7 protein-coding genes are annotated in these 12,964 nt (G+C 60.2%); 6 read left to right on the forward strand and 1 reads right to left on the reverse strand.

Going from position 1 to position 12,964, the window contains the following annotated elements; all coding sequences use genetic code 11:
• The first annotated feature begins 20 nt into the window (after positions 1-20).
• The 6 genes from ACW9IR_RS08180 to ACW9IR_RS08205 all read left to right on the forward strand — a co-directional run bounded on the left by ACW9IR_RS08180 (position 21) and on the right by ACW9IR_RS08205 (position 7,704).
• Positions 21-2,543 (forward strand): CS1-pili formation C-terminal domain-containing protein, encoded by a 2,523-nt coding sequence (locus ACW9IR_RS08180; RefSeq protein ID WP_457462635.1) that lies wholly within the window; start codon positions 21-23, stop codon positions 2,541-2,543.
• A gap of 4 nt (positions 2,544-2,547) precedes the next feature.
• Positions 2,548-3,762 (forward strand): hypothetical protein, encoded by a 1,215-nt coding sequence (locus tag ACW9IR_RS08185; RefSeq protein ID WP_457462637.1) that lies wholly within the window; start codon positions 2,548-2,550, stop codon positions 3,760-3,762.
• Positions 3,763-3,808: 46 nt separating this feature from the next.
• Positions 3,809-4,552 (forward strand): molecular chaperone, encoded by a 744-nt coding sequence (locus ACW9IR_RS08190; protein WP_457462639.1) that lies wholly within the window; start codon positions 3,809-3,811, stop codon positions 4,550-4,552.
• 34 nt (positions 4,553-4,586) lie between these two features.
• The gene (locus tag ACW9IR_RS08195; RefSeq protein ID WP_457462641.1) at positions 4,587-5,087 is read left to right on the forward strand and encodes a fimbrial assembly protein; all 501 of its coding nucleotides are present in this window, start codon (positions 4,587-4,589) and stop codon (positions 5,085-5,087) included.
• A gap of 46 nt (positions 5,088-5,133) precedes the next feature.
• Positions 5,134-6,375, forward strand: a complete 1,242-nt coding sequence (locus tag ACW9IR_RS08200) for a hypothetical protein (RefSeq protein ID WP_457462643.1) — start codon at positions 5,134-5,136, stop codon at positions 6,373-6,375.
• 69 nt (positions 6,376-6,444) lie between these two features.
• Positions 6,445-7,704, forward strand: a complete 1,260-nt coding sequence (locus ACW9IR_RS08205; protein ID WP_102900349.1) for a hypothetical protein — start codon at positions 6,445-6,447, stop codon at positions 7,702-7,704.
• A gap of 40 nt (positions 7,705-7,744) precedes the next feature.
• Here ACW9IR_RS08205 and ACW9IR_RS08210 read toward each other — a convergent pair whose 3' ends face one another.
• Complete coding sequence (locus tag ACW9IR_RS08210) at positions 7,745-12,886, reverse strand: dermonecrotic toxin domain-containing protein (protein ID WP_457462645.1); 5,142 nt, start codon at positions 12,884-12,886, stop codon at positions 7,745-7,747.
• Between the last annotated feature and the right edge of the window lie 78 nt (positions 12,887-12,964).

Consider the following 12,964-nt stretch of genomic DNA (forward strand, 5'->3'; position numbering starts at 1 on the left):
TCTAATCAGAGTGAGAGTTCATGTTCCCGATGACACCCATCGCGGCTGCGCTTGCGCTGTTGTTTTGTGCCAGCGCTGCCGTGGCTTCCAACTCTGCCGGTACTACGCCGCGCAGTCTGTTGGCCCAGGCCAAAGGCCTGCCGGCAGATTTCGAGGAGCACTTCTTTGATGTGCCTCTGGCGGTTCGGGTCGAACTCGATCATCAGCCCCTGGGCGAGGCCATGGTGGTGTTGTCCCGCGATGATCGCATCACCCTGCTCGAATTCACCGACACCAGTGAAAACCGCTACGGCCCCGCTGATCGCGAGAAATGGGCGGCTTATCTCAAGCCCGGCGTGCCACTGGGCAGCTGCACCGGTTCCTGTCCGGATCAGGTGCTGGCCGTGCATTACAACCTGGAAAGTTCTCTGGTTTCGATTCTCACCGCAAACGCTGAGCGCGACCTTGAAGCCAAGCGCTATTACGAGCAGCCCGAAGGTGGCAGCCATGGCTTGATGGTGCGTAATCAACTGAACCTCAACGGCGGCCAGGATCAGGATCTGGGTGGACGCTTTGGTCTTGAGGCCAGCGGCAGCCTGGGTAACTGGAGCCAGACGCTGAACCTGCAACTGGCACGTCTTGGCGGGCCGGACGACAAGCTTTATCACGCTGTACACGAACTGCACACCCAGCGCGAACTGCAAGGCAGTTTTTTTCGCCTGGGCTATTTCACTCCCAATTCCGAGGGGCTGACCCGCCAGCCGCGCACGTTCGGCACCAGCCCGGATACGGCGGTCGGGGTCATGTACGGCAGCTCCGACAGCCTGGCGATCAACAGCCCGATGCCCAGTGTTTATCCGATTTATGTCACTGCCAACCGTCAGGGTTCGGTGGAGATCTGGCGTGACGGTCTGTTGATCAACACCCAGTCGGTGCCTGCCGGTTTGCAGACCCTCGACACGCGGCCTTTGCCCGGCGGTATTTATGAAGTGGAGGTGCGCCTGATCGAAGACGGCCAGATCACCTCGACCACCCAGGAGCTGGTGTACAAGCCCAGTAACTGGCGCAACCTCGACGAGCGCTGGCGCTACAACGTGTTTGCCGGCGAGGAAAGCAAACTGCTGAGCAACTGGGACACGCAGTCCAGTGGTAGCCCCACCGCCGGAGCGGCGCTCAATTACTTGTTGCACCCGCGGGTGATTCTCGGGTTGTCGGCGCGCCAGATTCGCGAAAAGCTGCAATACGGTACGTCCATCGACTGGACGCTGGCCAATCACATGAGTCTCTACGCCAACGTCTACAAGACCGAGGATTACGGCACCGGTCTGGATCTGCAAAGCCTCTACAGCTACGGATCCGGCAGTGTGGTGATCAGCCACAACCGCAGCTGGCTCGATACCACCAACACCTATGACACCTTGCCCGACGGCACCCGGGTTCGCCCGCGCAACGTGTTCATCGGCCAGACCAGCAACTCGTCGCTGGCGCTCAACCATCGCATCAACAGCAAGAACACCCTCAACGCCCGGGTGTCGCACAGCGAAGGCAATGTCGAAGGCCTGGGCATGGATCTGGGGTGGACCCAACGCACCCAACTGTTTGGCAGCGATGCCAGTTGGCGCTTGTCACTGTTTGATCGGCCGGGCAGCTACAGCAGTGGCGATGCGCGCAACCGCGGGGTCGACCTGAGCGTCAATATGGCGCTTGGCGCCCCCGGCCAGCAGATTACCGGCAGCATCGGCTCGCGCACTGCTCGCGACGGCAGCCGCGACAACAACGGATCGATCGGCTGGCGCAAGGACTTCAAGGATCATGTGCTGCAAAACGTCTCGGTCACGGCGTTGACCGATACCTACGGTGTCGGCATGTCCAGCCTGGCGAATTTCCGCACCGATTCGGTCAATGGTGATGGCTTTATCCAGCGCTCGTCCTACAACGGCAATTTCACCGGTGGTCTGAACCTCGACAGCACGCTGGTGGTCGGCGCTCAGCAGATGTTGATGACCAGTCAGTACGAAATGCGCGGCGCCGGAATGATCGTCGATGTGGAGTCGGACATCGACGATATCGCCTTGCGTGCCGACGATTACAGCGGCGGCAGCGCGGCGTTGAAACCGGGGCGCAATTTCATCCCGATCACCGCGTATCAGAACAGCTCGGTGAGCTTCGATTTCGAAGGCAATCACGTACCGGCGGCGACGATCGAGCCGGCGCGCACTCGCTATCACCTGAACAAAGGCGGGGTCGAATATCGAAAGATCCGTGTGATGAAAACCCTGACAGTGCTCGGTCGACTGATCGATGAAGCAGGGCAGCCGCTCAAGGGTCATCACGTGATCAACCACGCCAGCCGTGGCGTGACCGAGGTCGACGGGTTCTTTTCAATGGAAATGAACGCCGGTTCGCCGACCCTCGAAATCCGTCGCGATAATCGGTTGCTGTGTCAGTTCCGCCTCGACGCCAACCAGTACCGCAGTGAAAACAATGTGCTGATGATCGGCGATCTGCGCTGTACACCGGACACCGTGGCTGACGTCAGTGCCACCGCACAGAAGGCGGGTTGAATCGATGAACAAGTCCACGTATGGCCTGGGCCTCTGGCTGGCATTGGCGATGCCGGCCGCCGAGGCGGCGAGCCAGGAGATCCGCGCGTTGTTTCAGCCTGATCCGTCGCAGCCGAGCAAAAACGTGTTTATCAACCAAACGCCGAACAGCGGGTATTGCGAGGCTGCCCCGAGCGAGTGCGCCGATAACCGCATGTTCAGTATTCAATTTCCGATTCGTTTCGAGTCCACCCGCAGTCTCCAGCCCGGTGACGCTGTGGCGGTCAAGGCTCCGGCCAATTGGCGGCAACTGACGGTGACCAATGCCGAGACGCAGGAAAGCGAAACCGTCGAAATCCGCATCATCGGCATCGGTTCGACATTTGTGTTGAGCGACACTGCGGCCAATCTGGTGGGCGTGAGCGACCCGCTTGATGGCCATCAGAAACTCTGGACCGGCAGCAGCTGGGTCTATGCTCCTGCCCCCTGCATCTATAGCGGTGTCGGTTTCTTTACGCCCAATTACTACCGGTTTTTCTGGAAAACACCGGTGGAAACGGCCTGCACCAAGATTGCCGCGTTCACCATTCCATCGATGTACTTCAACAATCTGGATTTCGCCTACGAGTTGCGCACGCCCAATCCGTTAGGCATGTCATCGGGCCTTTACACCGGTTCGCTGGCGTACTCCATCGGCAACGGCGGCGATTTCGATCTGGGGCCGTTGATGGCGCCGGACGATGGCAGCCTGAATCTGGATTTCGTGCTCGACGTGCAGCACACCCTCAAGGTCGATCTGCCGCCGGGCGGCAACAAAGTCCTGCTCGAACCCGAGGGCGGCTGGATGCGCTGGGTCGACAATGGCCGCCCGCCGACACGCATCTTTCGCGATCAACTGTTCTACATCTCCGCCTCATCGCGCTTCAAGGTCATGATCCTGTGCGACTCCACGGGCGGCACGCGCTGCAAATTGCGCAGCCCCAGAGGCAATGTCACCGAGGTGGAAACCTATCTCACGCTGCCCGCCGGCATCGATGGGCCCATGGGGCGCACGGTGAGCCAGCTCAAGCTGCTTTACAACACGTGGGTCGGTCCTTTTCAACCGGGTTTTTATGTGGACCGCAAGGCCGGTTCATTGCGTTTCGAGATGCCCAGGGATGCCATCGATTTTCTAATGCGGCCGGGTTTCACCGACACGCTCAGCGGCAATATCACCGTTATCTGGGACTCGGACGTGTGAACGTGCCGGCCGGGGCCTTTTTCCTTTTTTCATGGAGTTGAAGACGATGAACCGTGGTTTTTTGCTGGGCGTGCTCAGCGTGTTTTGCCTGACGGCGCAGGCCGGGCCGCAGATCAATGTCGGTACGGTGTACGACTATCTGGATGCCGACAAAAGTACCTACCTGAAACGGGTGTTCAACAGCGGTGACGCCACTGCGTTCGTCAAGGTCAACGTGCTGGAAATTGTCTACGGTGCCGACGGCATACCGACGGAAATCCCGGTTCAGAGCGCTGCCGACGGCGCCTCGCGCAACGGCTTGATGGCCAGTCCGGCGCGGCTGATCGTGCCGGCTCAGGGAATGCAGGGCACCCGTTTGCTGTACATGGGCGCACGCGATCGCGAGCGTTACTTCCGTGTGCGGTTCGTGCCGGTGGTGCCGGAAAAAGAAGACGAGTTCGCAGTCAGCCAGGAAGAGCGTGAAGACTACAAAAAGGCACTGACGGCCGGGGTCAACGTGATGACCGGGTTTGGCACGGTGTTCTTTGTCCGCCCCAAGGAAGCACGCTTCGCCACGGCAATCAATGAAACCGCCAGTCGCTACGAACTGCGCAATGACGGCAATACCGTGGTGATCGTCGACGAGTTCAAAAGCTGTTCGCTGAGTAACGAAACCGACTGCGGCGCGACCACCAAACACCATGTGCTGGCGGGCAAAACCTTCGCTTTCGATAAGGAGAAGGGCCGTGCGTACCGCTTCTTTCTGATCGAGGGCAGCGAGAAGAAGAACCTGACGGTCAGCAGCCGCTAGGTCTGCTTTTCATTGAACGCTACGGGTAACCAACATGATCAAGCAATGCACCGTCGTCGCGCTGATTGCCGCGGCGACTTTGACCAGCGACGCGGCCTGGGCGGCTCGGGAAGAACACACCTTCGAAGTGACACTGAACGTCCCCAGTCGAGCGTTCTACATCATTCCGGCGGAGCCGGACTGGATTCACCGGCCGCAGCAGCTCCACTGGAACCACCCGACCTCAAGCCTGAGCAGTGTGCGCAAATACTTTGACGTGCGCCACGACACCGGTGCGATTGAGGCGCGCCTGGAGTCCGCGCCCTACCTTTCGAACGGTCGGCCGGCGGACGATATCAGACTGCGCGTGACCTTCAACGAGGTGGAGTTGAGCGCCGAGATGGCGCCGCGCCAGGTGGTGTCGCAGGCCGAAGCCGCCGCGGGCAGTCGGGTGTTGTTGCAAATCGACCCGATCAGACCGGAGGGCGGCTACCGCGCCGGAGATTACGCCGGCAACGTGCTGCTGCTGTTCAGCGCCCGAGCGCCGGGCGAGTGAGTCGGCGCGTGTAGCGCTGGTATCGGTATATTTTTGGAGAACGCCCTTGAGTTTTTTTAGCGCCCCGGGCATCCGGCCATGGATTGGTTTGCTGACGTTGTTCAGCGTCGCGGCAGCGGCCGAAGTGCACAACATTGACGCGACCTTCGAGCCTGACTTTGCCAATCCGCAAAAGAATCAGTTCAAGAACCAGACGCCGTCCGAGGGATTTTGTCGCCAGGTGCCGGGCGCTTGTGAGCCGATTGGTCTGTTCAGCCTGATCGCGCGTATTCCGTTCGCGGCCAATGCACCGATTCAGGCCAATCATGCTGATCCGCGTCGGGGCGGCATGGCCAAAGTGCCGTCCAACTGGAGCACGGTTTCGGTGACGAACGCTTCCGGTGATACACACATTGTCGAGGTGAGAATTGCCGGTATTGGTCACGAAGCAGGGTTCCCGTTGTCGGTCGGTGAATTGACCGGAGGCGGCTGGTGGGATGACCTGTGGGAGGGTGGCGCCTGGGTTTATGCTCCGCCACCGTGCCTGGGGGTCGGTACCGTTACGGCGGGCCACCATGGTTACAACAGCTTCTGGAGAGTTCCGGAGGGGGCGGGTACCTGCGCCAAAAAGGCATTGTTCGATATTCCTGTTGGCATGAACTATCAGTATTTCGTCTACGCCTACGAACTGCGCACACCGGATCCGCTGAAGATGGATGCAGGCGACTACACCGGTTCCATCACCTACACCGTCGGCCCGAACATGGATTTCGACATGGGCGATGTGATGATCCCGTCCGACTCGATGCTGACCCTCAATTTCAATCTGAAGGTCACGCACACCATGAAGGTCGATATTCCTCCCGGCGGCAACCGCGTGGTGCTGGAGCCGCTCGGGGGCTGGCAATCCTGGCTGAACCAGGGGCGCAAGCCGACCCGGCTGATGCGCGATCAGACGTTCAATATCTCGGCGTCGAGCCGTTTCAGGATGAACATCGAATGCGAGTACGTCATGGGCAACAACTGCGCGTTATGGGAATCGACCGCTGGCCATGGTGTCCCGCTGGAAGTCAGCGTCACGTTGCCCAGCGGCCTGACTGACAGCGCCGGGCAGCCGGTCAAGCGCCGGCGGTTGTGGCGCGATGGCAGTGGTACCGAGTTGTTTCAGCCGGGTTTTTATCTCGATCGCAAGGTTGGCACGCTGCATTTCGAGGTGGCCCGTGATGCGGTGGATGAAATGCTCAAGGACGGGTATGCCCGCAGCTATTCGGGCAATGTCACGGTGATCTGGGATTCGGAAGTGAGTTAGGCGAATTGGCGATTGTGCCGTGTTGACAGGGAAGCTTCGGATGTTCCGAGGTCATTATGGAGAACGACCATGGGTAATGTGTTCACAAGGTATCTTCGCCTGCCAAAAAGCAGCGTGTGGAGCAGTCTGGTGCTGACGCTGGTGGCCGGTGCGGCATCGGCCGAAGTGCACAACATTGACGCGACCTTCGAACCGGACTTTGCCAACCCGCAACGAAATCAGTTCAAGAACCAGACGCCGTCCGAGGGGTTCTGTCGCCAGATCCCGCAGGCTTGTGAACCGATCGGTCTGTTCAGCCTGATCGCGCGCATTCCGTTCGCGGCCAATGCGCCGATTCTGGCCAACCATACCGATCCGCGTCAGGGCGGCATGGCGCGGATTCCGTCGGATTGGCGGGATGTGCAAGTCACCCATTCGTCAGGCGATACGCACAAATTGCAGATCAGGATTGCCGGGATCGGTCACGAACTGGCGTTGCCGCGACCGGTGAACGAATTGACCGGAGGCGGCTGGTGGGACGAGCTGTGGGAAGGCGGTGGCTGGACGTATGCTCCGCCGCCCTGCCAGGGCGTCGGATGGAACAGCGCCGGCCCCTCGGGCTACAACAGTTTCTGGAGAGTGCCGGAAGGGGCCGGGACCTGTGCGAAAAAGGCGCTGTTCGACATTCCGCAGGCCATGCGCTACCTGTATTTCGGTTATGCCTACGAACTGCGCACACCGGATCCGCTGAAGATGGAGTCGGGCGACTACACCGGTTCCATCACCTACACCGTCGGCCCGAACCTGGATTTCGACATGGGCGATGTGATGATCCCGTCCGACTCGATGCTGACCCTCAATTTCAATCTGAAGGTCACGCACACCATGAAGGTCGATATTCCTCCCGGCGGCAACCGCGTGGTGCTGGAACCGCTCGGGGGCTGGCAATCCTGGCTGAATCAGGGGCGCAAGCCGACCCGGCTGATGCGCGATCAGACGTTCACGATTTCGGCATCGAGCCGCTTCAAAATGAGCATCGAATGCCAGTACGTCATGGGCAACAACTGCGCGCTGTGGGAAGCGAACGCCGGCCATGAGGCACCGCTGGAAGTCAGCGTCAGCCTGCCCAACGGGTTGACCGATGGCGCGGGGCAGCCGGTCAATCGCCGCCGGTTGCTGCGCGATGGCAGTGGCACCGAGTTGTTTCAGCCCGGGTTCTATCTGGATCGCAAGGTCGGCACGCTGCATTTCGAAGTGGCCCGTGACGCGGTGGATGAAATGATCAAGGAGGGAACATCGCGCCGCTATTCGGGCAACGTCATGGTGATCTGGGATTCGGAGGTGGGCTGAGGTCACCAGCCCCCGGAAAGGGGCTGGCCTGGTTCGAGATTCAGAGTCCGGCCCGGCTCAGCGCCTGGCGGGTCAATTGTCGGGATAAATCGTTGCGGGCATAACCGATGTCCTTCACCAGTCTGTCGTAACGGGCCTGGCTCATTTTTTCGCCGCTGAAGACCTCAACGTGGGCAAGCTGCAATTGATCTGCCAGAAGCATTATTCGACGGGCGAGCGGGTTCAGGCGCGACAGATCACTTTCGTCGACCCATTGCGCCTGCGCCTGGCGCAATTCATCGAGCAGACTGATCTTGTGCGCGGCATGCAGGTCGTTTGTCGCGTAACGATCCGGGTGGGTGTTGCGCAAATGACGCTCCCAGAAGGCATCGCCGTACAAATCGATCATGCCGTTGACCAATCCATCGCCGGCTTCACGTTTGATGATTGCGTCGTAGGCAGCATCTATGGTCTTTTGGCTGACACCCGAGGCCGGTTGAAATGGAATGCTTTCGGCATGCCAGGGCAATTCCAGACGTTCGGCCAGTCCTGTCTCGAATGCGATATGCACGTCCATTTCATGCGGTGGCGGTTGCGTCGGGTCCAGCCGGGTTCTTTGTGCCTGGCGGCTGACTTCCTCGTTGGCCAGATCGCTCATTCGGTCAAGACGCGCAGCGCCATGGGCCAACCGGACCAGTTTGTCGTCCAGCACCTCGACCGATGGCGACTCGGCGTAGGCTTTGGCCACCAACACATCGATGCCCATGGCGTTGAAAAGCTGGGCGCCGGCATTGTTGATGTCTTGTGGCGAGGTGATTTCGCTGAACAGTTTTGCGCGCAGTCGCGAATCAACGGCGACTGCATCGATCATTTCCCAGACCCGCCTGGTCAGGTAGGGACGTGACGCTGCGTTCTGGTAGAACCCATTGTTTTTCTGGTAGGCGATGACAGCAAAAAAGCCTTCGGAGCCGGGCTCTGCCCACACGTCATGCCAGGACTCCTCGCGGTACTTAGCGAGTTGCGCCGAGGGGCTGAACCCATGGTCTTTTGGCAGATCTCGCCAATAGGAGAGCTCATTGCCGGCTGCGGGTGATATCACTTGCTGCGCGGTCAAACCCGTGGACTCACGGTAGTCGCCGTAACGGATCCGGTCGAGAGGGGCAAGCCTGCCCGGATCGAATCGCGCCCGGCTGAGGATGAACGCCTGGTCGGAGCCGGGCGTGACCTGCGGCAGGCTATCGATCGGCGCCTGGCGCATGTCGAGCATGAAACTGCGCAGACGCGGTGTGTCCATATCACCGACCTTGAACAGACCTTGGGGCCAGGTCTGGATATCGGTGTTGGCCAGACTCAGCTCATTCAACCGATCCATCCGCCCGATATCGGGTGGATGGCGCAAGGGGTTGCCGTTCAGGTTCAACGTTTGCAGTTGTGTCAGCTCGCTGAACGGCTCATCGGCAGGGCTGGTCAGGCTGATTTTGTTATCGGCCAGATCCAGCTCCCGAAGCTGATGCATCCTGCCAATCGCCGGTATCACCTGGGTCAGGCCGCACTGGCGAGCGCTCAGTTGATTCAGATGCGGGAAGCTGCTCAGCAAGCCATCGGCGGCTTTGGAAAAGTTTGCGTTGTCGAGGTTCAGGGCTCTGATCCGGGCCAGGTGCAGGTCGATGCCCGGTTGCTGGCGCAGCGCCCGCCACCATTTTTCAAGGTCGGGGCCGGAAAAATCGGCGGACAGGTCCAGGGCGTAGCCCTGTTCCGGGTGGTTGCGGCGTTCACCGAATATCTCGCTTTGGCGTTCGAAACACTGGAGCAAGCGCTCCTCGAGATACCTTCCGCCATTGTGCAGGTATTCACCGGGTGGTCCTGGAATGGTTTCTCCATAACTGTCGGTGTCCTGACGATAGCTGTCACGCCACCGCTGCAGGATGTCTTTCAGTGCCTTGCGATCGTTCTCCAGTCGCTGGATGGCCTCTTCGTGACCGCCGTTGCGCTTGAGCACCTTGATGAACGTCTCGACCTCCCTTTCGTTCATCTTCGGGTACAGCTTTTTGATCCTCTGCTCTGGCGTAAGCTCACCAAAGAAGGTCGGCCAGCCGCGCACCAGGGTTTCTGTTTCAACTGTCGCTACCCGGCGAATGGGCGGTTCGGCCAACAAGGTTCTGCGCTCGCTCGGCGCTGCGGTGGTTTCCATGATCCACGACTTGAACCGGCCAGCATCTGCGCCTTTTTCGCCCAGTGCCGTGCGTTTGCCATCGGGCAGGGCATCGAGCGTGGCCTGATAAAAATCACTGGGTTCATGGAGGGCGCGGTTGTTGCCATCCAGCACCTCGTACTGGCCGTGCTCATTGCGGACGAGCCGCCGCACAAGGGTGGCGTCATCCGCCCCCGCGCTGCAACGCAACGGACCATCATGGACGCCATCGCGCACTTCAATGCGCAGATCGGCAAAGGTATCGGTGTGCACCTTGAGTGCGTTCAGCGCCAGACGTTCGGTGTCGGGCACCACGCTGTCGTCGCGATAAAAACCCTCATAGGCACGAGCAGTAGAGGCTTCGAAATTCAGTTCCCGGGCTTGCGCCTTGATCCGCAGGGGCAAGCGGTTGTCATCGACGATACGCTGCACTTCAGCGGGGCTGGCCTGGGTCAGCAGTTTTTCCGCCAGCGTCAGCGGCATTTGAGGAAATGTCTGTTGCACCACGCGGATATCGGCCTTGTTCGAGCGCTCGCCAGCCTGGTACAGGCGCTCGGCCACCTCGCCCCGACGGGCCAGCACCGCCTCGGCCAAAAGATCGCGCAGGGCCTGGGGACGTTGCGCAGACGCCACGTCACGACCGAGCAGGGCCTTGCACTCGGCATCATCGAGAAAGCCTGCGAGGCGTTCGGGCAATTCGCCGTTGTTAAGCTCTGCGTGGCTGATGTTCAGGGTGTTCGCCGCTGTCGCAGCGGGGTTGCCGTATTGGCGTGAATACCCGCGCAAATCGGCATGCTCATACACCCGCAACGCCCGCTCGCGAGGCCATCCGGGCAAGCCGGTGGTAATGGGTTCAAACCAGACGGCGTCGGGGGCAAGCGGCTGGCCGTCGCGAATGTGGGTGCTTGATCGCTGGACGTCGTCATACGTGCCAAAGCGCTTGATGGTGTCGGCCAGCAAGGGTGGCGGCGGGCTGTTGTGGTCATGCATCTGGCGCAACGCATCGGTGGCGGTGCCGCTGCTGATGCGGATCTGCTCAAGCTCAGTGGGCGTGAACCGTTCGACGTTGTGGCCCAGGCGCTGCATCAGGGTCTGATCCGCCCAGTCGTGCGGACTTTCGGCTTCGTGCAGCCAGGCACCATGCTCGTTGTGCTCGATCTTCGGCCGATAGGCGTTGGGGCGCGAAGGGTGTTTGATCCGGTGGGTTTTCGAGGTGGGGTGTGTCGAGGCTTTTTCGACGCTGTAGAGTTTGCCTTCCAATGGCAGCAGGGTTTCGCGGCCCATCTGATGCAGGCCATGCCCGTCGGGTTTCGAAGCGGCCGGCAGCATCAGTTTCGTTTGTTCGTAAGGCCCCAGATCCGGGTGCCACAGCGCCGGTTTGCCATTGGGCAGTTTCACCGGTTTCATGCCTTCGACCAGCGGTGACAGCTTCAACTTGAAGGCGGCGCCGATCTGGCTGCCGACGCCGAATGCCGCCAGTTGAATGACGTTGGTGACCACACTGATGATGTGTTCGCCCATCTCCTGCCAGAGCCCCTGCGCGAGGTCGACCAACCCTTCGATGACGTCGGTGGTGATCTGGTAAGCCGTGTAAACCATCATCAATTCGCCCAGCCCTGGCACGAACGGTGTGGCGATCAACAGTGCGGCATTGAAGATGTCCGAGACGATCTTCTTGAAGTTGTCCCACCAGGCCCAGCGCGCCTTGCTGTCGGCATCGGCGGTGGACACGGCCAGTTCGCGGGCATCGTTGAGGATCTTGTCGAGTTTCTTCTGGTAGGCGTGTGGCCAGTAGTCGGGTGCCAGCGGCACGTGCTGCAACTGCAGTTGCGGCTTGGCCACATCGTCCTTGCGCCATGCCGGGCGGCTGTCATCGGGATACTCTTTTTGGTGATACCTGACGATAAACAGGCGTTGCTCAAGTTCGGCAAAAAAGTGTCCGCGCTGCTGCTGGTCGACAAACTGGCTGAAGTACTGCTGGTAGCTTTGCCTGGTCACGGCGCTGACTTTGTTTTCGCGCAACTGGCGCGCCAGCTCGGCCTGGAAAGCTTGCGGCGACGGATATTCCTTGAGCGGATGATCGGGGTCGTTGGGCAGGTAGGCAATCAATCGATTGATCCCGCGGCTGTCGCGCACCGCCGGGATCAGCAGCAGGATGCCGGTCAGGCGCGTACCGAGCATCGACAGGTCGCAGCATTGCTGCCGTCGGCCGTTGAGCATCAGCCGGGTCTGCCCCTCGGCCAGCGCGAGCAGCGTTTTGTAGGCGTCGTACTCGATGTCGTGGGTGAGCAACGCAATATGCGCGGCGACCGCCAGGGCATCTTTCTGGCTTTGCGTCACTTTGTGTTGCAGCACCGCCTTCGCGACCGGTTCATCAGGCAGCAGGTAGCTTTCCAGGTGCTTTTTGTACTGTGCGCCGATGTCCAGTTCCCGGCACAGCGTCTGGAACTGACGGATGCTCATCGTCTGTCTGATCGGCAGCACATCAAAGTTGCCGAGTTTGTCGGGTTTGCTGATGAAGTCCGAACCGTCCGCGACCTGCTCGTTGCTGGCGAAGTTGTGCAGGGCAGCTTGCAGCAGCGATACCTGCCGGGCGGTGACGCCGTCGGAGAGGTTGAACGCATACCAGGGATTGCTTTTTGGCATATACAGGTGCAGCCACGTTCGCTCCATGTCGCTATCGCTGTCGGTGTCGCTGGTCAATTCAATGCCGTAGCGTTCCTTGAGCCTGGCCTGCAGCAGTGGGGTGGCGAAGGCGGCCAGGTCGATCCTGGCCAGCAAGCGGTCGACCTCGTTCTGCGAACCCCAGGCTTTGAGATTGGCGACTCTGAGTTTTTCCAGATAGGCAGTTGGTGCGTTGGTGTACCAGGCTTGGGCGTTCAGTGGCGTCGCCGCCAGTGCCTCGCCTCGAGCGACCGTTGCGGTCTTGAAGTTGTCATCGACTGCGCTGGCGATAAAGTCGTAGTGCCGCCCTTTGTCCGGTGTTGCTGCCGGCACGGAGGAATCAGACATGGCCAATCATCCTTGATTGTTGGAGGAATGATCAGCCTACCTGCGAGGGGGTAAAACAAAAGTTCAAAGATCAGCGGG

The sequence above is a fragment of the Pseudomonas sp. SDT291_1_S447 genome (assembly GCF_054070155.1).